Annotated in this window: 12 protein-coding genes; 3 read left to right on the top strand and 9 right to left on the bottom strand. The window is 47.8% G+C overall.

Annotation, left to right across the window (positions count from 1 at the left end; genetic code table 11):
- Positions 1-3: 3 nt before the first annotated feature.
- On the bottom strand, positions 4-8847 hold the full coding sequence (locus QGP82_RS06445) for a CHAT domain-containing protein (RefSeq protein WP_499057861.1): 8844 nt from the start codon (positions 8845-8847) through the stop codon (positions 4-6).
- 713 nt (positions 8848-9560) lie between these two features.
- Here QGP82_RS06445 and QGP82_RS06440 point away from each other — a divergent pair.
- Positions 9561-10574: a ParB/RepB/Spo0J family partition protein gene (locus QGP82_RS06440; protein WP_499057859.1), complete on the top strand. Its 1014-nt coding sequence runs from the start codon at positions 9561-9563 to the stop codon at positions 10572-10574.
- A gap of 693 nt (positions 10575-11267) precedes the next feature.
- Positions 11268-14306, top strand: a complete 3039-nt coding sequence (locus QGP82_RS06435; protein ID WP_499057857.1) for a cadherin-like domain-containing protein — start codon at positions 11268-11270, stop codon at positions 14304-14306.
- 271 nt (positions 14307-14577) lie between these two features.
- Here QGP82_RS06435 and QGP82_RS06430 read toward each other — a convergent pair whose 3' ends face one another.
- From QGP82_RS06430 to QGP82_RS06410, 5 genes are all read right to left on the bottom strand, one after another.
- A complete protein-coding gene (locus QGP82_RS06430) occupies positions 14578-15108 on the bottom strand; it encodes a phage tail protein (RefSeq protein ID WP_499057855.1) in 531 nt (176 codons plus the stop codon).
- A gap of 17 nt (positions 15109-15125) precedes the next feature.
- Positions 15126-15653 carry a phage tail protein gene (locus QGP82_RS06425; protein ID WP_163666443.1) on the bottom strand — a complete coding sequence of 176 codons (528 nt, stop codon included), beginning with the start codon at positions 15651-15653 and terminating at the stop codon, positions 15126-15128.
- 12 nt (positions 15654-15665) lie between these two features.
- Positions 15666-16169 (bottom strand): phage tail protein, encoded by a 504-nt coding sequence (locus QGP82_RS06420; protein WP_499057852.1) that lies wholly within the window; start codon positions 16167-16169, stop codon positions 15666-15668.
- 74 nt (positions 16170-16243) lie between these two features.
- Complete coding sequence (locus QGP82_RS06415) at positions 16244-16759, bottom strand: GNAT family N-acetyltransferase (RefSeq protein WP_499057849.1); 516 nt, start codon at positions 16757-16759, stop codon at positions 16244-16246.
- A 90-nt stretch (positions 16760-16849) separates the two neighbouring features.
- A complete protein-coding gene (locus tag QGP82_RS06410; RefSeq protein WP_163666437.1) occupies positions 16850-17143 on the bottom strand; it encodes a DUF6916 family protein in 294 nt (97 codons plus the stop codon).
- A gap of 518 nt (positions 17144-17661) precedes the next feature.
- Between QGP82_RS06410 and QGP82_RS06405 the strand changes: the two genes are divergently transcribed.
- A complete protein-coding gene (locus QGP82_RS06405) occupies positions 17662-17841 on the top strand; it encodes a hypothetical protein (RefSeq protein WP_163661781.1) in 180 nt (59 codons plus the stop codon).
- A gap of 4 nt (positions 17842-17845) precedes the next feature.
- Here QGP82_RS06405 and QGP82_RS06400 read toward each other — a convergent pair whose 3' ends face one another.
- The 3 genes from QGP82_RS06400 to QGP82_RS06390 all read right to left on the bottom strand — a co-directional run bounded on the left by QGP82_RS06400 (position 17846) and on the right by QGP82_RS06390 (position 22118).
- Complete coding sequence (locus QGP82_RS06400; RefSeq protein WP_499057846.1) at positions 17846-18433, bottom strand: alpha-ketoglutarate-dependent dioxygenase AlkB; 588 nt, start codon at positions 18431-18433, stop codon at positions 17846-17848.
- Positions 18434-18664: 231 nt separating this feature from the next.
- Positions 18665-20362 (bottom strand): hypothetical protein, encoded by a 1698-nt coding sequence (locus QGP82_RS06395; protein WP_499057844.1) that lies wholly within the window; start codon positions 20360-20362, stop codon positions 18665-18667.
- Between the two features lie 124 nt (positions 20363-20486).
- On the bottom strand, positions 20487-22118 hold the full coding sequence (locus QGP82_RS06390) for a tetratricopeptide repeat protein (RefSeq protein ID WP_499057840.1): 1632 nt from the start codon (positions 22116-22118) through the stop codon (positions 20487-20489).
- Positions 22119-22237: the final 119 nt, after the last annotated feature.

The raw sequence follows: 22237 nt of genomic DNA, 5'->3' as shown, positions 1-22237 counted from the left end.
AGCCTATAGCCAGTTCCCTACCAGGACAAACGGACTCCAGAAGTAGGGAGAGGCTAACTCTGGATCTTGCATCAAGGTTAACTGTGCCTGTCTAAAGGCTTCTGCCTTAGTCACTCCTGGCTGTGCCAACGCCTGGTAAAACTCACCCATAAAGGCAGCGGCGGCTTGATCATTAATGGCCCATAGTCCGGCTAAGGTACTGCGTACCCCAGAACGAATGGCTGTACCAGCAATCCCTAAGACAGCTCGACTATCGCCGGATGCTGTTTTACAAGCACTAAAGACCAATAGCTCTACCGGGGATAGGTCACTACTATTTCGTGCCCGTAGCACATGGCTCATTTCCTCCATGGTGAGTTTTCCTTCCCAAGTCAAGATAAATGTGTCTTCAGCTGTTGCCCCAAATTCTCCATGGGTAGCCAAATGCACCACATTGGCTGGGGCTGTTTTGAGGCTGTTCAGCAAATTAGGCTGAGTTAGGGTCTGATTGAGTAAGACTTGATTATTTGGAATTTGCGCCGTGACGTCCTGGACCTCTTCTGGGACAAAGGGTAGAGCGGGGAAGCCAGAGCGAGCCTCACTGAGTCCACCCACCAACATGTTTAGGCCCTGCTGTGGCAAAGGCTGTGGGTCTAATAGACTTAAGCCTGGAGAAAGAACAACATTATACTTTTCAATCAGATAGTGTTCTCCATCATGGAGAGTTGTCAGTGGTAATGTGCGTAAAACGCCATCTGCCACAAATACAAGGTTTTCAATATTTTGTTGTTCTAAATCGGCTTCTGCTGGACGGATTATCCAATCGTAGACTTGCTGTAGCTGTTGAGTAGTGCTGGTGCGTCTCGCTCGAATAGGCGATGTCAACGATCCGAGCAGTTGTTGAATGGTTGTTTCTACTTCGTGAGAAGAAACGGGCTGACTGTAATGCGTTAGATTACCGCCAACGCTAATAATAACGTCAAGGCGCTCCTCCAACAGAATTGGATAAATAACGGCCGCCGCTGGGTCAATTTCGTCAGCAAAGGTAGACGATCCCTGCACACAGGCGTCTTGGAAATAGTCATTAATTTCAGCGACCTGTAGTGCCTCAATCAGTTCTCTGGCCTTCCTTAGATCGTTTTCTTGGGGAGAATGGCTGGTGTTGTCTGACAATAAGAGTTTGACAAATTCCCGATAAATCGGTTCTACATCATCTCGAAACGTGAATTGAACATCATCGCTGGTGGCGATCAGGTCTTTGCGTAAAATTTCTAGTGCATCAATGGCGGCCCCATAGGCATCGATGGCTTGGGCACGTTTACCTTGAGTTTTGTGCAACCGACCTAGCTGCAGAGCAACAGGATATATCACTTCTGGGAGTTGTAGGGTTTGGGCCTGACGGAATGCTTTTTGTGTCAAAGCTTCGGCTTGTTGCCACTGTTGTTGTTGACGGTAAATCTCTCCCTGATAACCCAGGGTGTAAGCTTCCGCAATTGGATCTTGCAGGATCTGAGACTGTTGAGCAAGCTGATCGAGCAGAGACAAGAGATGAGCCGGTACCGGCTCAAGGCTAGAGTTCAAGACGGTGTGAACCAGGTTTAATTGGGCATACATGGCCTCATGGCTAGTGGGCAGCTGAGATTGCTGGAGTGTGGGTTTGAGATTGGCCCAAAGATGCTGGGCAGCTGCGGGGTCTTGATTGGCCTGCAATCGAAGCTGGCTAATACTGGCTTGAAAACGACTGAGTGCAGTGGGTGCGATCGCAAATGCCTGTTGATAATAGGCAAGGGCTTGATCAGCCTGGGTAGCATGTCCCAGATTAAGTAAGATCCGACTCGTTAACCCTGGCTGATTGAGTTGTTGGGCGATGGCCAGCGCAGTTTCCAGGGTGGATTTTGCCTGGGATAGTTCGCCACTGATGCGTAGGCTATTGCCCCATGTCAATAGTAGGATTGCTTTTTCAGATGATGGGGGCTCGTTCTCTAACGATGCCCAAATGTCTTGTAGCTGAGCTTGAGCCTGACGGTATAGCCCCCTTGATTGCAGTACTTGAACCTGATTCAGCTGAGCCTGCTGGTATCCTGAACGATCGCCAATATGGTCATAGATAGCGGCGGCCTGTTGCCAGTCGGTGATGGCCATTTGTGTATTTCCCTGACCCAGGTTAAGGCTGGCACGGGCATTCAAAACCTGAGCCAGCAGTTGGGGGGTAACCACATCAGGGGTGAGGAGCTGCTGACTGGCCACGATGGCGGCATTTGCCCGCTGCCAATCCCCTAGCTGAGCATGGGCCAGGGAAAGATTGCTGAGGATCGCTGCATAGGTTGAAGGATCATCGTCTGAACTGACCTGGGTCGCCGCCTGTTGCCATTGATGAATAGCCTGTACATAGTCCGCCCGGTGGTAGGCACGGGCGGCTTGTTGCAGCAGATGATTCACACTATTGGCGGGCTCGACAACATTTTCATGGGGGTTCCCAGACTTCACTTCTTTGGGCTGGGGTGTTTGTGAAATGACAGGTATCTGACGAACGCCTAGGTCAGATAGTAGATAAAAGCTGGTGGCCAGACTGGCGGGTGTTGTGGGTAAACCGCCACGGCCAGTGACAACAAATTGGGCTTGACCCTGTTGATCAATAGCGCAGGCATTGGCAATTTGATTACTGGCGTCGGTCAGATTAGTGGGCAGCTGGGTTAAGCCTCTAGCTGGATCAAGATTGGGGGAATTAATGGAGACTTCACCATCTAAGCCAAACTGGGAAGAGGCGGAAATATCGAGCACCTCTGTACCTAGCAAGGCAATGGTAACAATGTTGATATTACCGCCGTTACCCTGAAACGCTTCAGCCGTAATCCGGTTTTGACCTTCCCGCAGCGCAACAATAAATTGGGCGTTGATGTCGATATTTCCGCCATCTCCCCCGGCAGCCGCTGTACCGGCTGTGGCATTAATTTCACTGCGATCGGCCAGGATCAGGGCATCTTCTGCTTGAATGCTGATGTTGCCGCCGTCGGTACTGGCGGTGGTGGCACTAATGTCCGATTGATTTCGCAGAGAGAGCAAATCGGCATCAACGGAGATATCGCCTCCTTGTCCTGCGCCCTGGCTATTAACGGTAATGCTGCCATTACTCAAGCGAGCGGTGTTAGCCGTTACATTAATGTTACCGCCGCGACCGGTGGATGTTGTCGTGGTGTTGGCTGCGATCGCACCCCCATTCAGTCTCAAAGTATCGCTGACATTGACGTCAATCGAGCCCGCATTGCCAATTCCTTCAGTATTTGTCTGAATGGTTGCCCCGTTCGTAATGTTGGCCGTATCGACATTCACCCTGATATCTCCCGCATCCCCCGGACTACTAAAGCCAGACGTCCCCGTATTGGGAAGAGGCAATGTACCAAAGGTGGAGGCAGAGATCTCTACATCATCGGTCAGCGTCAGCTGCTGTGTTTCAATCTCAATATCTCCAGCATCCCCTACGCCCCTAGATTCAACGGCCAATCTTCCGGGACCGGCAATGGTAATCGCTTCTGGCGCAAATACCTGTAAACTTCCCCCCTGTCCCTGTCCAGATGTCGAGGCAGAAATGTTGGCACCAGGTGCTAGAAGAATACTTAACTCAGGATCTAACACAGCAGCCCCCTGTCCAAAGTTTGTATCAAACGGCTGTAGAGTCAATGTACCAGCCGGTGTCTGCCCTTCCGTTTCAGCAAAAACACCCACCTCACCTGCCAAATCCATGCTAGAGGCATTTAGGGTGATACTGCCACTGCCCTCAGTACCGGTCGCTGTGGCGGTCGCTGTGGCCGTAATCCGAGCATTGTCTGCAAGAGTTAATTGGGGTGCATTGAGCAAAATATTCCCCGCGCTGCCCTGGGCATCGGTCACTGCTGACAAAAATGTGTTGTCCCCTGTAACCAAAATCTCTGTATCTGAATTAATCGAAATATCCCCAGCGGCACCTGAACTCACCGTATTGCTAGAAATCTGAGTCTCGTCTTGAATCGTGATCAATCCTGGACTGGTAATGCGTACATCCCCTGCATCGCGGATGCCCTGGGCACTACTGATAATGCTGCTATTACCCAAGGTTAGATCGCCATTGCCAATAATATCGACATCTCCCGATTCTCCAATCCCATCAATTTCAATAATCAGCGGTGGACCAGAACCAATATTCACGGAGACTGTGGCACTGGTGATGAGATCAACATTATCTAACAGCAGATCACCAGTGCCATTCACTAACAAGTTTCCTGCCTGACCTTGGGAAGAAACCGTCAAAATATCTAAACCTGAAATCAAATCCTGAGCCGATAGGATGACCTGGCCCCCACTACCGCTCCCTGCCGCATTTTCAGAAATGGAAAATGAACGTAGGGAGAGCGCCTCACCAGTTAGCACATTGGTGCCTAAAATATTACCTTGTTCTGTAATCAGAGAGATATCTCCCCCATTACCTGATGCTCCTGCTTCTGAGAACGAGAAGGTGGATATCGGAACATTCAGATCGATCTCACCACTGTTGGAGAATATAGACAGATCGCCTCCATCGCCTCCAACTGCATCATCACTGTCGGCAGCATTGAGAGATGCGAACGTACTTATAGAATCAGTAACGGTAATATCTCCAGAGTTGGACGATAGCGTAATACTTCCTCCATCGCCTCCCTGGGTACTTCCGGTTGAAGAAGATGTACTGGCAAACGTCCGCAGAACCTGAGTTGTAATGTCGCCAACATCGTTAGTAATTGAGATATTTCCCCCATCTCCCCCCACAATTGTTGGGGCTGTTTGAGCAGAAGAAGACGTATTTGAACTGGTTTCTAAGCCGGATGTGACAAGGATATCTCCAGTTCTATTTGTAATTGAAATATCACCACCGCGACCTCCCATTAATGTCCCCGTTGATGAGCTTTGTGATGTAGACGTATTAATAGTTTGGAGATTGATAGTACCTGCCTCGCTAGCAATTTCAACCTGCCCTCCAGTACCGGCAATCAAATTCTCCGTATTTCCACTTATGATTGTCGTGGCTTGCAAAGACCTGCTAGAGATATTGCCAGTCACGGTTGAGAGCAGAATGTCTCCCCCTGTCCCTCCAGAAACTACAGCACTCGAAGAACTACTATTACTGGTTGTGGAATTTAAAGATACGCCACCTACATCAATATTGCCGGAGTTTGTGAAAACATTCAGGTTGCCTCCAGAGCCACCTGAAACAGTCTCTCCTGATATATTTGACGTTGACGTAATGCTCCCAAGGGTTACATCACCGGAGAGAGTGGAAACAAAAAAATCACCCCCGCTGCCACCCGTTGCATTATCTCCCCCAGCTATTGTTCTTGCATTAGCATTTGAGATATCGATATTCCCAGAAGTGGTTGTAATGGCAATATCACCACCGTTTCCAGTGACGATATCATCATCAGCAATAGCGCGGGAAATGGTTAATATGGATGGGATTTGGATGTTGCCAGAGGTGGTGGACAGGGTGATATCTCCCCCCTCTCCCGCTGTCAGGTTACCCCCTGTGGAATTGGTATCCGTGGTTAATGTGCCTGTCAAAATATCACCTGAGGTGGTGGACAAGGCAATATTGCCTCCCGATCCTGCGACGATATTGTCACCACTAGAAAATGTTATTACAGAGGTGGTTAAATCACCTGTTAAGAGATTTCCTTGACTTGCGATCGTAATATCTCCCCCATCTCCCCCAACAACATTGGCCGATCCACCTAATGTTCGAGCCTCAGTAATTAAATCACCTGTTGTAACGCCGCTTTGGCTTGCGATCGCAATATCTCCCCCGTCGCCACTGGCAGAGGTATCAATATTGGCTAATGACAACAGCCCACCTTCAATAACAACGGCTCCGCCTTGCCCCCCTGCTCCATTACTGGAGGTGATGATATCATCGCTAGAGATAGTTCCCGTCCCCGTTGAGAGCCTAACGTCCCCTCCCGTTCCTCCAGCACTGTTAGAGGAACTACTCCTGACCCGGGAATCTGATGATAGGGGGCCAATATCAAGGTTACCGGAATCTGAGGCAATGGTAATGTTACCGCCAAAGCCACCTGTAACGTTATCGCCATATACCTGTGATATTGCAGTCATACTGCCAAGGGTCACATCGCCAGAGATAGTTGACACTGAAAGATCGCCCCCGCCTCCACCTGTTATATTATTTCCAGTGGCGAGGAGTCTTGAAACAATATTTGAGATATCAACATTCCCAGAGGTTGTTGTAATGGTAATGTCGCCACGCTCGCCAATATCAATGATATCCCCAGAAGCAAAGTCATTGGAAAAGGTGCCCAGGGATGAGACTTGAATATCTCCAGATGTAGATGACAGGATGATATCTCCACTATCTGCACCGGTTAAGGTGTTGCCAGACATGCCCTGGGCGTATGTGTCTAATCGGTTCGCAGAAATATTACCCAGGGCGGTTGACAGAGTAATATTTCCTCCCCTGCCCTCAACAACATTGTCAGCATTACTAGAAAACGTGGTAGCTCCTGTGGTTAAGTCGCCTGTAAGGATGCTACCCTGAGCTGAAATCTCAATATTTCCACTATCTCCACCAAACACATTGTCAGTACCCCCAAATGTCTGCATAGAGGTATTGCCATTTCCAATGGCAACGTTCCCCTGACCCGCAATCGTAATATTTCCACTATCTCCACCAAATACATCGCCGACTCCGCCAAATGTCTGGGCAACGGTGTTGAAATCATTGATGGAGATATTGCCTTGACTTGCGATCGCAATATCTCCACCACCACCATTGGCAGATGTATTAATATTGGTCAATGACAATGCTCCACCGGCATCAATCACCACTGAGCCGCCTTGGCCCTCGGCACCCACTCCAGAAGTTGTAATATCATTGGCTAAAATATCTCCCGTCGATCTAAGCTCTAACGCACCACCGTTACCTTCAGTCAAAATAGCAAACAACAATTGTGTGCCAGCCGCTTCTCCCCAAGGGGCAACATCTCCAGCTTGAAACAGCTCGCCAGAGTCTCCGCCAACATTATCAACAATATCTAAAATCCAAACCCCGTCGGCTACGTTTCCGGCAAACAGATCTAAGTCTTCGTTGGGCCTAAGGGTGCCAATAAACGGTGCCGTTCCATCATTAATGGAACCGGGTGCATCATCATCGAAAAGCGTATCTTGAAAATTATCACCGTTACCCCCCACTCTATCAAAGAGGATCAGTGAGTCATCATCAGGACTTGTTAGCGTTACCGTTAAATCTGCATCAAAGGTGTGGGCAGCAGAAAATCGAACATCCAGATCATCTACAGTGCCGACTCCGTCAGGAACAGTAAAGCTAAACTGGGCAGACCCCGATGTACCTGTGGCTGGAATTGGGCCTCCGGCATCAACATCCACTGTTATCTCTTCAGATAAGGTGGATGTGTCGATGTTGCCGAGCAAAAAATTGGCTCCAGAGATAGTCAAATCTCTACCATTGGTCGCTAAAGTATCTTGTAAATCCAGCATCACCACATCCCCAATGCCATCTCCATTAGCATCGGCAATAAAGGCGATGCGACCTGTTCCATTGGAAAAACGCAGTTGGTCATCCGCTAAATCTTCAACAGTAATGCCATCGGTTGCTTGCAAAATAACATCGGTATCCCCAGACAGACCTTCCAGCTCAGATTCAAAAATTGTGCTGGGACTGACATCATTAATCGCGCTTAGGGGAGCACTCAAGACCTGTCCTGCCAACCCAGAGGCATTCCCTGCAAAGCTATCTGTTCCGTCTGCTGCACTATCGGCTGTACCGTTGGCAATGGTAATCGTAGTGGGGTCTAGCAACAAAATGCCCGTTTGACCAAAGGGTGAGGTTGTATCGACAGCGCCACGAAAGATTAAATGGCCGCCACTGGACACTTCTACAAACCCGCCATTAGAGAACTGTACTGGGTTATTAGCGCCACGAGCCGTAATATCGCCATAAAAACCCGTCACCTGATCGGACCAGATGGCAACCGTACCACCGTTACCAGATTGCAGGGCATTGGCAATAATGCGAGTGTTAGGACCAATAAATGTGCGTTGAGCATTGAGTTCTGGATTCGCACCTTGTAAGAGCCCACCAATTAAAACGGTGCCCCCTCCGTTGCTCTCCGAGACATCAATCAGCGCGCTATCCAGTACCCCTACTGTTTCACCAAATAGCCCTACCGTGCCACCAGGAACCATGAGATCACCTGTGTGGGTAATGTTGCGTCCTTGCAACGTGAGCGTTTGTCCGGTTGGTACTGCCAGACTACCGGCATTGGTAATATCCCCCTGACCCAGCTGAACTCCTGGGGTAACACTTAATGTGAGCAAAGGTGGCGCTTGAGGATTGGTCGCACTAAATTCGACATCATCACCAAAGGTAAATGCCTCTGCCGTACTAGCTGTAAAGGAGCCAGGAATATCTAGACTGGCACTGGGTCCAAAGATAATGCCGTTAGGATTCAGTAAAAAGAGATTGGCACTGCCCAGAACCCCTAACGTGCCGTCAATATTAGAGGTGTTTTGTCCAGTGATTCGTGAGAAAATGTTACTGATATCCAGTGGATTGGCAAAGTAAACTGCCTGACCAGGGGCAATGTTAAATTCTTGAAAGCTATGGAAAAGATTATCGCTACGGATCGTGCCCCCCTCGATTAAATCCGATGGCAAGCCTCTCACATTAACGTTGGGCTGAATCTGGGTATTTGTAGTGGCATCAGGAATCAGTTGAGCTAATGCTGGCCTTGTTGGTAAGAGACTACAAAAGCTAAGGATTAACAACTGTTTCAATTTTTCTGAGTGTTGCTGATCCTTGATATGGGTTGATTTCTGGGAGCTTGACATGTTGCTATTCTGGTTTTCAGATGCACCTCTAAAGTCAATCATGACCTTTTGTAAGGTGAGCACTGTGCTCAATATTTTCCAACCAAGGAGTTTACTGAAGTTACCCTTTATAGTGCGTGACTTGCCCATCATTGTGAGAATTGGTTCAATGTGATTTTGCCTATGGACACCCTGAGGAATTCGAAACTCGATGATATTGTATCGAAATGTATAAGGTATATAAGGAACCCTTCATAAAAACTCATTCTCTTACATACATCAGAGGTAAAAGCACCTGAAATACAAGGAGATGCGTCAATCCGATCGGGTAAGGAAGAACATAACTAATTCCTCTCCAGGACCCATTGAAGCTTTACTATGGCAGTTGGCTTGACCCGGCCATAATGAAGTCAAGTTTAGAAACGGCTAGGACCAGTGATGAACTTCACAGCTGTCCGGAGAAAACGGTGATCTGAGCAATCTGGCGTCATGATTGCAGTCACTCATCCCTCTAATTACTTAATAAACCTGAACTTTTACCTGAACTTTTACCTGAATAAACCTCAACTTATCGGTATTTTTTCTGCTCTCACTATTCGGCATATTGGGGATGTGAGTTATCAGAGTTTGTATTTTACTTTAGCAATTTTGGTGAGTAGAGTGCACATCTTTCACCATGGCGTTGTTCTTGAAATCAATGAAAACCTAACGATGGCCAGCCAGGAAACCGAAAAATGCTTAAAGACGATCTAAATACTTTATCTACGAGTTCTACTGTTCAGCTACCCGATGGACAGAGTGATAGTCTCATATTCCCTATTGTTGAAAGTCAGAGGGAAATTGAGGGTGACAAACAATGCTTAAATGAAAGACGATTAGATAATGTGTCTATGGAGCAGTGGATAGCTGTTGCGAATATTCAATCTGGAACATTGCAACCGCGTCAGTATTTTGATGAGTCGGAAATCGATAGCCTGGCCAAGAATTTTAGAGAGAATGGCTTTAAGGGGATACTTAATGTTAGACCGTTAGATACTGAGCGATATGAGCTGATTGCAGGGGAACGTCGTTGGCGAGCTGCTAAAAAAGCAGGGATTAAAAAAGTTCTCTGTTTGGTAAATCAGTTTAGTGATGAAGAGGCGTTACAGTTTTCGCTGATTGAGAACATTAAACGAGTTGATCTCAGCAAATTAGAGGAAACTATGGCCATCTTGCGATTGATCGAGATGCGTTATGGACTCAGTCAAACTCAAGCCTCTAAAATTATACGAACAGAAGGGCATCCGGATAAACGTTCCCGGTGTGACGTTGCACCAAGCCAAGAATTGCAAAATATTGAAGCAGTGCTGCGGTCCTTTGATATTGAACTACAAACGTTTCGAACCCGAAACTTGCGTAGTCTTTTCCTACCGAATGAACTGATTCAAGCTCACCTGAAGGGACAAATCTCGTGGTCAATTGCTTTAGAGATGCATAAGCTTAAGGATACAACAGTGCGTCAGGCATTGCTGGAGGAGATCTTAAACCGAGAGTCTACATCATTTCGGTGGGTGCAGCAGAGGGTGAAAGCATTAAGAGCAGAAGTATCTGAACCGATTAAACAAGCTTCAGCCTCTCTTGGTCATCAACTAAAAGTTGTCGCTCAACAGATAAATAAGGTTGAACAACAGCTCAATCAAGATCAACGACATCAGCTTGAGACTATTCTACAGACATTAGATGATTTTTTAAAGAATGCTGGTGAATAGTTTTAAGGCGTGCAATAAGGATGTTTAAGATACTTTGATAGATGCCTGATTTGAAGGTCAAATGCTGTCAATGCTATTGATTGTAGTGCTCAATCTCTTGTCAACTTTATGGTTAGTAACTATTTTAAGTTGTCTATTAGTGAAGTAACTTGAGTGATGCAGATTTGTATGCTGAGCATGTATCTCTCTTAGAGCCTTTGTTGAGTAAATTATTATTTGGATATGGAATAGGGCAATGCCATTCATCAGATGCCAAATCTGAGGAGAGACTTAGGGTAAAAAACGTACTTAGGTAGAGACTCTCTTATAAGAGGCTGGCTGTCAAGGAATAGCCAGCCTTTTTCACTGAGGAAAGACTGTATTATGTTCTTGTAATGGTCTGACTCAAATTGCGTCTAGTTTCTTTTTGGACGGTTACCTTTGATGGCTACCTACTAATCAATTGCTAAGTGTGATTTGTGTTAACCCCATAGATTGACACAAATCACACATGTTTATAACACCTGAATAAATCTGAACTTTTATCTGAACAAACCTGAACATTTCAGGATGTTTTCTGCTAGAAGTTTTCGCGATAGTGAGGTCATTGACGTAAGTAAGATAGGTTCAAACAACGTTGCAATGATCTAGCCACGGGACTGCATCAGAAAAGATTACTCACTTATTTTTTAACTGCTTTAGGAGACTAAGTAAATGTCTGACGGAGTTTTTAACCCAGAAGTCAATGGCGTTGTCCTCACCGGAGATGGTGGCAATAACGTCTTGAATGGTACCAATTTAAACGATCAACTGTTTGGTCTGGGTGGTAATGATCGCCTCAAAGGGATGGCCGGGGCCGATTTACTGGAAGGTGGAATTGGTAATGACTGGCTTTCCGGTGGTAGAGGAACCGATAAATTAGAGGGCGGTGTTGGTAATGATGTATTGCTAGGTGGTAAAGGCCACGACTGGCTCTTTGGCGGTGAGGGTGCGGATTCACTTTGGGGGGATGGTGGCAATGACAATCTCAGCGGCGGTGAGGGTAATGACTTACTGCTTGGTGGTTCAGGTAACGATCTTCTGGATGGTGGATTAGGTAACGACGTTATCCATCTTGGTAAAGGCTCAGATATTGTTTTGTTAGCTCCTGGCAATGGATTTGACGTACTAACAGACTTTAAGGATGGACAAGATAAAATTCAGCTAGAGGGCGGTCTCACCTTTGAGGATTTGGATATCCGCAAACACGGTAGATTCAGTTCAGAGATTCGCATTGATAAACCAGGCGACCCGAATGATGGTGAGAGATTGGCAAAACTTGTAGGAATTCGTCCTAATAAGTTAACTGAGGATGACTTTATCTTTGATGACGGCGGCTCTAATAGTGCACCAACCATTACCAGTTCTGCGACAGCGAGTGTGGCGGAGAATCAGACCAGTGCGATAGATGTGGAGACATCGGATGATAATGATTCCGAAGGATCTGGCTTGACCTATAGCCTGAGTGGTGGAGCAGACCAATCCTTGTTCTCGATTGATGCTAACAGTGGTGTTGTTACCTTTACCAATGCGCCGGACTTTGAAGCGCCTGTTGATGCCAATGGCAACAATGACTATGAGCTTCAGGTTACGGTTACAGATTCCTCTGGTTTGACCGATACGCAAGACCTGGTCATTAGTGTGACCGATGTAGCTGAGAATGCAGCTCCCACCATCACGAGTTCAGCCACGGCTAGTGTTCCCGAGAATCAGACCAGTGCGATAGATGTGGAGACATCGGATGATAACGATTCCGAAGGATCTGGCTTGACCTATAGCCTGAGTGGTGGAGCAGACCAATCCTTGTTCTCTATTGATGCTAACAGTGGTGTGGTGACCTTTACCAATGCGCCAGATTTTGAAGCGCCTGTTGATGCTAATGGCAACAATGACTATGAGCTTCAGGTCACGGTTACAGATTCTTCTGGTTTGACCGATACGCAAGACCTGGTCATTAGTGTGACGGATGTAGCTGAGAATGCAGCACCGACAATTACGAGTTCAGCCACGGCTAGCGTTGAGGAGGAACAGACGAGTGCAATTGATGTCAATGCGACCGATGATAATGACTCTGAAGGCTCAGGCTTGACCTATAGCCTCACAGGTGGTGCCGATCAAGCCCTGTTCTCCATTGATGCTGATACTGGTGTAGTCACGTTCAATGCAGCACCTGATTTTGAGAATCCTGGAGATGCTGGTGGCAATAATGTCTACGACATTCAGGTCGCCGCAACTGACTCAGGTGGTTTAACGGATGTTCAAGACATTGCTATCACGGTTACCGATGTGGTTGAAAATGTGGATCCTGTTGCCCAGAATCAGTCCTATTCCACCTTTGGTAATACGGTGCTAGAGGTTGCCGGTGCAGATATTCCTGGTAATGAGGTGGCCTCTGTAACCAGTGCAACTAGCCTGCTTACCGGTGCGACAGATGCCAATGGTGATACATTGTCTGTTCTTGAGGAGACGAAGACTACTACGGAGGGTGGAAGCGTTACCATTAATGCCGATGGTAGTTTCTTCTATACTCCTGAGGCAGGCGATGCCAGCGTTGCCGATACCTTCACGTTTACTGTCTTAGATGGCAATGGCGGTAGCAGCACGGCAACGGCGACGATTAATGTGAGTAGCGATCGCATCTGGTATGTTGACGATGATGCAGCAGCTGGCGGCGATGGCACGTCAGGGAACCCGTTCAATAGCCTAGTTCCCATTAACACTGGCGGTAGCAGCGACGGCCTTGATGGTGCTGGCGATACCATCTACGTCCTGGATGGCTCCTATGGTAGCGGCATTACTCTGGAGAATGGTCAGTCCCTATTGGGTCAAACAACCGATTTAGTGGTTGGTGGCACCACTCTGATCTCTGGGGCTAACGCCAATCGACCGACAATCACCGGTGATATTGGCCTGGCGTCGAGTAATACGGTGCAGGGGATTGACGTTGACGGCGATATTACTGGCTCCAATGTCGGTAGCCTGACCCTTGAGGATGTGGTCTTTAGTAACAACGGAAGTAATCTTGCGATTACAAACAACACGGCTGGTGCCACACTCAACATCCTGAATAACACCCTGACTCCAGTCAATCCAACAGGAACAAACCTGACCCGGTTCTTGATTGACAACAATGCTAACAATGCCATTGTTAATATCACCGGCAATACGATTGATCGTGGCACCTCAAGTGGTGCCGATGTGCTGCGGCTTGAAAATAGTGGCGATGGTGTGACGGCGACGATCAGTAACAACGACATTGATGCCGATACTGGCACGCTAGGGGCCGGTTCAGGCATTGAGGTCATAAACTTTGCAGGTGTTCTCGATGTCTTAGTCGACAACAACACCGTTGATGGCACCGGTAACTTCCATATTCTGATTGACTCAGAGAATAACGGTACCATTAATGCCACGGTGACTAACAATAGTGTGCCGTCAGCAATAGCACCGAGTATTGCCAACAATGCTAGTTTGGCGTTGAATGCGGAGGACAATGCCACGTTAAATATCAGTGTGACTGGCAACAACATGCAGAGTGACAATGGCACCACCGGCACTGGTAATCTCCCGTTTGAAGCAGACATCTTCTTCATTGACAGTGGTGCAAATGCCGTCGTAAATGTTGCCCAAGCCCTGGCCGATATTTCCGGATTAAATAATGGTGATTCGGTGGGGCAATTTGGCAATAACGTCAACTTTGGTGTATCTTTTTAGGTCGCTCTAAATCAGCTGTATTATCTGACCTGATCAGCATGGGTTAGATAATCTCTGGGCAGCTAACAAGAAACCGTCGCTGGTCTAAACCAGCGACGGTTTCTTACTAAGATTCACGTCGTCGTGCTCACGTACCTCACCTCAAAGGGCGCATGACGTTGCACCTCAATGGATATGGCAAATAGCCTACCGTTTGCTTTCAGCCAAAAAACAGGTTAGCGTTCTGAGGCGCTAACCTGCTGTCATTGCGTGTATTGTTCCAAAGAAAGCTTTAGCCCCGGCTTGGAAAGATACCAGTAAGGGCAATGAGAAAATTGAGGCTTAAGTAGGGTTGTTCATTATCAACCCTACTCGACGAGTCAGAACCGACTGAACTCAGGCTGCTACTTGCCATGTCAACAGGGCTAGTGGCACTGCCATAGATGTTGATATCTGGCTGGGCCAAAATATTGTTGGATGCAGTTGTTGATCCACCAAAAGCGGTTGGTACTTCTACTGCTGCTGCCTGATGGGTATGAGAAGGCATGTTGCTCTCCGTGAGAGTCACTGTGGCAGAGCCTCCATGTTGCCCAATGTTGTAACGATTAAGGCCTGGTCCTTGACCCATGCCAACGGGAGCTCTGCCCTGAAGGTTGGGTAGACCAAGGGTGTTACGGCCATCCCCACCAAAGGTGGTGCCAAGTACGGCAAAGAGGGCCTGGTTTTGACTAATACTCACGGTTGACCCATTACAAAATGCCCAACCCCGAATGGCGTAGGTACCGCCAAAAAGTCTGATCTCGCCAATAAATGGTTCTGCCATGGTAGTGGATCTCCTAATTACGTTTGGGTTGGATAGATACCCGTAAGGGCAATAATAAAGTTAATGACCTGGAAGGACATGAGGTTGTTCACTGAGGAAGCACTCCCTCCACTGCTAGCAATCACTGACGATGACATACTACTAGTGCCTGAAGCATCTTCGGCATAGATAGGATGGGCATCAGGAGCCGTGGCAAGAACTTTACCAGTTGGCACAGTGTCGGTAGCAGAATTGCTGGAAGCCTGCCAAACATGGGTATGGTTGGGGATGTTACTAGCCGTAAGAGTGACTGTTTCTACGCCTGATTTTGTTCCAATAGGACGATTGGTGAGCCCTGGTCCCTCGCCATAATGCATAGGCACTCGCCCCCGGAGATCGGGTAGCCCAAACGTAGTACGGCCATCGCCACCATAAATGGTACCGAGCAGTGAGAACAAGGCGTCATTTTGCTGAGTCGACAATAGTGAACCATCACATAGGGCCCAACCAACAGGGGCAAAATTGCCCCCAAACATGCGAATCTCGCCGATATAGGGTGTTACCATGAATTAATCTCCTTAATTACGTGGAGGGAATGTACCCGTCAGAGCAATACAAAATTCGACCGCAAGGAAGGGCTGCATATTATCGATAGCCTGCCCACCACCGGCAGAACCAACCGTATTTGAATTTAGAGAAACCAGATTTGCGGCATCTGCATAAATGTTTACGTTGGCAGTGTGGGCTAAGACCTGATCGCTTGGGGTAGTGCCCGAAGCATCAGCGCTCGTTGCCTGAACCGTGTGGGTGTGGGATGGCATGTCAGATGTTGTCAGGGTGGAACCTTCTTCACCGCTCCGTTGCCCCTGGGGATAACCACTGCCAAAGCCGATGGGCACCCGCCCCCGTAAGCCTGGTAGGGCAAAAGATGTCCGACCATCGCCACCGTACGTCGTGCCTAATAAGGAGTACAGTGATTGATTTTGATTAATCGCTAAGGTCTCCCCATCGCACTTGGCCCACCCCCTTGGGGGAAAGTTAAAGCCAAACATCTTAATTTCCCCTAAAAAAGGTTCACTCATAACGTGATCTCCTGGTTTAAATTGACATATTGTTGACATGTGGGCATTAGGCCCTAAGAGAAAAGGAATCAACCTTAAGGTGTCCATTCCATCAGGTTATAAACACCTGCATCTCCTATTTGCCTGAATCCAAGGCGGTGATAAAGGTTTAGGGCACGGTTGTTGGGCTCCACGTGAATCCTGACAGGCTGATTTCTAGCCTGTGCTTCCGCCAAGATTGTGTTCAACAAAGCTGTGCCGATGCCACAATCGCGATAGGCGGGCAACAAAGCAATGTCGATAATGCAAATTTCATCAGCGCGTCGATCTAAATATAGTCGGCCTATCGGTGCACTTGATTGCTCAATAACCCAATAATGAGCCTGCTTAAAATTGTTCTGATAAAACGTATGTTGGGCGTTGAACTGAAACTCTAAAAATGCCTGTTTTTGTTCCTCTTGCCAAGGAACAACAGCCAATTCTTCCTCGCGAGTGCTGTTATAAACCTGCCTGAGAAAAGGTTGATCGGCATCGGTGATGGGTCGCAGTGTAAGCTCGTAACGAGCAATCGCCTCTCCTTTTAGCAATGGGTCTGCTGAGACATAAACCATAGGTTATCGATGTTGTTTGTGTGGAATAGGCTTGGCCTGGCAAGGACGTAGGCGCACAAGACTGTGCGCCCCCATAAGAAAGGATCGAAATCAGTTAAAGATCGCTTCGTAACGTATTCCATCTGATGCACCGGCCACAGGTACTAGAAAGATACTCAGATCACCTAGATCTGAATGGTTCATGGAATAAAGTTTTTGAGGTAACACAACATCACTCGGCCCCTTAAACAGAAGGGAAAATGATTCAGAACGAGCGCTTGAAGACGAACTTAGTTCAACAGCTTCCAACAACTCTAATTGCAAAGAAGTATCAGGCTCAGGACAGACTTGAAACGAACTACCAACTGTGGATGAAAAATCAGATAATGTCAGCGTTTTGAACATCGGAGCTTATTCCTCGTAGTATTGATCTTTTGAACTCCTGCGTGCTACGCAAATTTACCTAGGTAACTATCAAGCTATCGTATTCTAGCTGACAACAAAGCTTAAATTTAAATTTCATTACTCTACTTTACTGATATTTGTACCTTGTTGAATTGAGTTTGTAATAACAAAGCAAAACTGAGACTTTTCCCCACTTGGCCGAATAAATTGAGGGATGTAAACACCATGGGAAATAGAGAAAAAGATCGAAAGACAGGGGGTAATTGAATACGATCACTGAGAGAAACGGCAGAGTTTATTAAATTCGTCATAATTGCACTGTCAGAATGGCTGAATACAATTCACTATTTTGGAATTGCATCTAGCATTTTGGGAGAATAATACTTCCATTTACAGAACTGGACAGTGCGAAGTTAATCTCCACCAGATGAGAATTTCTAGAAAAAGAACATCCCTGTAGCCAACTGGCAAGGAATGTCCGAAACTGGCTGAAATCATACCAATCAGCCGGTTTTATTATGGAGTTATATGAGCGCATAGAGCAAATAGTTTTAACATTCCGTCCAGTCTTTAGCCGCGAAGCTAGTTTCGAGTGGTTTGTCCTGCTGCTATGGGGGGTACTCTTGACGACTCAACCGTCTGGGGTCACCAGCTATGTGAATGGGATTGGTCTGAGTGAAGGCTATTATCATCCTTGAAACTCTATCCCCAACCATATTTCCTAAAAGTGAGATTTAAACGAGGTTGATTGCATTGGGGATCTGCAATCAACGCATGCTCATAATTTTCCTGGCAGCCTTTGCCCATAAAGAGCAGACTGCCCGAGGCAAGGGGAATAGCAAAACTTTCGTTAGGGTTGGTAGGCTTGCGGAAGATAAATTCCCGTTCGGCTCCAAGGCTGAGGGATGCGATCGCAGATGTATCTCCATAGGCTGGCAAGTCTCTATGAAAGCCCATACTTTTGCTACCATTTTGGTAATACACACATCGCGCTACCTGAAATCGAACACCTGTCTTCCGCTCAATGCAGTCTCGCACATTGGCCAGGGTCTGAGGCCAAGCTGACCTTTTACCCCATACTTTTGGAAAAGCTTCGAATGAAGTTAGTTCCGCGTCAGCAAATAGGTAAGTGCCTAGTTCAGTGATTTGCTCGCTCCCATCGGCCATTTTGACAGTCTTGTTGGTAACATCAAAGCTAGAGATAATCTCGTCAAAAAGTGACTTCGCTTTGGTTCTGCCTAAAAAATCAGCATCATAAAACGCTTCACAGTCTATGGACAGTAGTTTCATTAGTTTGATATCTGCATAATCTCGCCTCGGTGCAACGTCACACCGAAATTTGACCTATGTCCAGTAGGCCCTATCATACTAACATTGTGGTTAAGAGATAAGAATTTTATAAATTCCAAAGGTTATGGCTGAAGCAATGAATACTTGCTTACAAAGCTCTTTTTAGTCTAAAGAGATTGTAGTACGGTTAATTCTTGAGCAATTAGAGTATGCACTGGAGTTTGGCAAATTTTAATCATCGGTAACAGTAAACGTTCGAGTGACTGTTCCTAGCTCGGTTCCTCCTAGATTCTCTTCAGAAAATAGGGTAAACGTAATTGTATTGCTCCCCTCATTTAGGAATTCTTCTCCACCAATGGACTTACTGTTTTTCTTGCCAAATAGGCTATAGGGGGGAGCATTTTCAGTTCTTACAATTTGACCATCATTTAGATTAACTTCCATACTGTTCACCTTATCCAACCAAGGGCTATTCTCAGGAAGATTGGCAGCAATCGTAATTTCGCAATCATCAATCTCATCTTCAGATATCTGGGTGTTATTCTCTATTACGGTGAGTACCCGTTGTTTATCTGTCCTGACCAGGGTGACTTCAAGATCAAGGGGTATTTCTGTTTCGCTTAGCTGGACTGAAAGATTGGTGATGTCTGCAATACAGCTGATGGCGTCGTCAACATCAATCTTCAGTCTTTCCGCCGTGGCCTGATTAAGTTCAATATAATCCTGCTCTGATTCCTCATCTGGCATTAGCTGTATTGCACCGGCAAATTCTAGGACATGAAATATACGCTGGCATTCAGTCCGTTGAGTCAGGATTGCGATCGCACTTTGTAAGCTGGCCAGGGTTTCAGCATCAATAACACCGGCTGGCCCCTGAGCCCCGGTTTCACCTTTCTCACCCTGGAGACCCTGAGCCCCCTGAGCCCCGGTTTCACCTTTCTCGCCCTGCTTACCCTGGAGACCCTGGGCTCCGGTTTCACCTTGTTCGCCCTGCTCACCTTGGGCCCCCTGAGCTCCGGTTTCGCCTTTCTCACCTTGTTCACCTTGGGCCCCCTGGGCTCCCGTTTCACCTTTCTCACCTTGTTCACCTTGGGCCCCCTGGGCTCCCGTTTCACCTTTCTCACCCTGCATGCCCTGAGCCCCGGTTTCACCTTTCTCACCCTGGGGACCCTGGGGACCGGTTTCCCCCTGCCCCGTTTGGGATACGCTCAGCACGGCCAGCAGGAAGGTTGACTCAGAGGAGCCATCGGTAATGGTGATCTGATGGATACCGGTCGAGAGCAAATCTGACGAAAGGCTGGTACCGCTACCTAGCATACCATCGATGCTGGAGGTCCAAATGGGGTCAGTAACCTCGGCGGGAATGGCGGAAAAGACTACAGACTCTCCTGCGGTGACAATCGCACCGTCGATGGGGCTGGTAATGCGGGGGCCGGTAATAAATGAGAAATCATCCAGCACCAGGGTGGCAAAGCTGCTGCCAGGATTCTGGATCACAACAGAGGAAATAGGCGTATCACTAACAAACCCAATAAAGCCCTCAGAATTTGTGGCCGGAAAGTCATAGGTATCCTCGTTAAAGGTGGCCTGGGCTGAGTCACCTACGGACTTGGGAGCTGAGTAGTTTGCCCCCCAGGCTAAAACAGGTTTAGGGAAGTGAATAGTCAGGGATGCCTGGGGGTTACCATCAAGACCCAAGTAAAAGGCGTTGGTGGTGTTAAATGCATGGGAGTTGGTGGCGTCGATGATCACCATACTGCCCGTCGCGCCCGTCGGTCGTATGGTCTCTATTTCTAGAACACCGACGGTATTGGTATCGTTATAAATTAACGGGCGAGGACGCTCGGCATCAAAGGTTTCAATGGTTAATGGGTTGTCTTTTATTTCGGCTTCCCAGGCGGTGCGAGTGGAAAAGGTGGTGGTGGTCATGGTGGGGGAGGGGGGGAATTAACGAGTGATGAGTAACGAGTAACAAGTAACAAGTAAAAAGTGGCGAGTAACAAGTAACGAGTAACAAGTAACGAGTGACGAGTAACAAGTTAGGGGATGGTTTCTAACTATTTATGTTGGCTAGTAGTTTGTTGGCTTGTTTGTGGTTGAGGTCTTGGTTGAGTATTTGTTTGAGGAGGGTGTTTGCGCGGTGGGTGTGGTTTAGGTGCTGGCTGCATAGGGCTGTGTTGAGCAGGGTATTAATTTGTGGGCCGTGGAGTTGTAGCGATTGTTCGAAGTAGGTTAGGGCTCGTTGGTAGTCTTGGAGTTGATAGCAGAAACTGGCTAGGTTAAAGGCAAAGTCGTTGGTTTCGCCGATGGGGAAGTAGCGCTGCCAGACTTGGTCGATGGTGGTTAGGAGGGTGGTTTGTTCCTGGGGGGTAATATCGGGGATAAGCTGCTGCAGCCGGGGGAGGTAGCGGTTAAATTGATGGCTGTCGTACTGGCTGAGGCGTAGGTAAGCCAGAATGTCGGCCACTGTTGTTTGGTCCAGAGTGTTGCGTACGTGTTTGGTAATGCGGAAAAAGTCGTCGGGGCCAAAGGTTTGGATGTAGTGCTCATAGGCCCACTGGGTGTGGTGGTAGCGCTCTGGATGCTGGCCCATGATCAGGGCGATGACGCAGAGGCTGTGGTGGGATGTCGGCATCAGGGCAATGCCTCCCTGCTGTTGGCAAAGGGTTTGGAATAGGCCGTAGTTGACGCTAAGGGAGAAACAGCCGTGGTGGGTGACTAGCCTGGGGGGGCGATTGCCCTGGAGGTGGCTGAGGTCGAGTTTGCCTTTGTCAGCGGAGAGTAGGAGCAGTCCTTGTTGGGATAGTGCCTGCAGTCGTTTGAGACAGAGAAAGCCAATGTTGGGCACCAGCAGGTGAGTGTCGGTGAGGCGATTTTTATAGTGCCGCAGTAGGGTCTGCAGAGTGGAGTCTAACCGGCTGAGATCGGTGGGTTGGTAGTCGTAGTGGAGTTCGATATGCTCCAGCAGTTTTGCCTTGGCAAGGGTTTGGGGATTTTGTTGGCAAAATAGGGAGACAAGGCAGGTTTTGATCTCACCGTTATTGATGTAGTAAAGGTCCTGGGGGATGCTGTCAAAAAGATAGTTGGCGATCACCACCAGGGGGCGTTCAAGGGTGCTGGGTCTGATGGTTTTTCCGCTATGGTGCAGGGTAAGGTGGTTGTCGTTGTTGATATCAAAGCGAGCGGTATCGAGGATGCCCTGTTGGAAGAAGGGTTGAAACTGAGGATGACGCTCCCAGGCATCAAGGTTGGCCTGGGCAAAGTCGGTGAGGATATAGCGAAAGTGGGTAAGGGGAACTTGGTGTTGCTGAGAGAGCTGGGTGAGGTGGGTGAGAAACTGAAAAGCAAAGCGCCCGGAACCTGCACCCAGTTCACATAGATAGAAGGGTTGGGTACTGTTAATGTGCTGGCTCTGATCTTGCCAATGGGCAAAGACGACTTCTGCGTAGGCAGTGGCGATGGTGGGGTTACTGGTGATGTAGTGGGGCACTTCGCCCTGGGACCATGCGTTTATACCACGCTGGGTGAAGTAGTCGCGCTGTAGGCTCCATAGTAGAGACTGGGAAAATGGCTGAGATTTTTCGATACAGTAGCCTCGGTGGTCGTTGCTGCTGGGGGCGACGTAGCCGTTATGGGTTCGGTGTTTGGAGTGTCGTTTTCGTTTTTTGCCGATGCAGTGGGCCATGGGAGTGGGAAGTAAAGAGTAAAAAGTAAAGAGTAAAGAGTAAAAAGTTGGATGGGTTGGCGTTGGGAGAAAAGTAAAGAGTAAAAAGTAAGAAGTAACAAGTAATGGGTTGGCGTTGT

Origin of the sequence: Leptothoe sp. LEGE 181152, assembly GCF_032906605.1 — a bacterium.
GTDB classification, from domain to species: domain Bacteria; phylum Cyanobacteriota; class Cyanobacteriia; order Phormidesmidales; family Phormidesmidaceae; genus Leptothoe; species Leptothoe turfae.
The sequence above is the reverse complement of the archived record's forward strand: the minus strand, read 5'-3'. Positions and strand labels throughout refer to the sequence as shown.

Bases quoted from the DNA above. Each gene is read 5' to 3' on its own strand.
- QGP82_RS06445 (WP_499057861.1), bottom strand. From the start codon at position 8,847: ATGTCAAGCTCCCAGAAATCAACCCATATCAAGGATCAGCAACACTCA.
- QGP82_RS06440 (WP_499057859.1), top strand. From the start codon at position 9,561: ATGCTTAAAGACGATCTAAATACTTTATCTACGAGTTCTACTGTTCAG.
- QGP82_RS06435 (WP_499057857.1), top strand. From the start codon at position 11,268: ATGTCTGACGGAGTTTTTAACCCAGAAGTCAATGGCGTTGTCCTCACC.
- QGP82_RS06430 (WP_499057855.1), bottom strand. From the start codon at position 15,108: ATGGCAGAACCATTTATTGGCGAGATCAGACTTTTTGGCGGTACCTAC.
- QGP82_RS06425 (WP_163666443.1), bottom strand. From the start codon at position 15,653: ATGGTAACACCCTATATCGGCGAGATTCGCATGTTTGGGGGCAATTTT.
- QGP82_RS06420 (WP_499057852.1), bottom strand. From the start codon at position 16,169: ATGAGTGAACCTTTTTTAGGGGAAATTAAGATGTTTGGCTTTAACTTT.
- QGP82_RS06415 (WP_499057849.1), bottom strand. From the start codon at position 16,759: ATGGTTTATGTCTCAGCAGACCCATTGCTAAAAGGAGAGGCGATTGCT.
- QGP82_RS06410 (WP_163666437.1), bottom strand. From the start codon at position 17,143: ATGTTCAAAACGCTGACATTATCTGATTTTTCATCCACAGTTGGTAGT.
- QGP82_RS06405 (WP_163661781.1), top strand. From the start codon at position 17,662: ATGGAGTTATATGAGCGCATAGAGCAAATAGTTTTAACATTCCGTCCA.
- QGP82_RS06400 (WP_499057846.1), bottom strand. From the start codon at position 18,433: ATGAAACTACTGTCCATAGACTGTGAAGCGTTTTATGATGCTGATTTT.
- QGP82_RS06395 (WP_499057844.1), bottom strand. From the start codon at position 20,362: ATGACCACCACCACCTTTTCCACTCGCACCGCCTGGGAAGCCGAAATA.
- QGP82_RS06390 (WP_499057840.1), bottom strand. From the start codon at position 22,118: ATGGCCCACTGCATCGGCAAAAAACGAAAACGACACTCCAAACACCGA.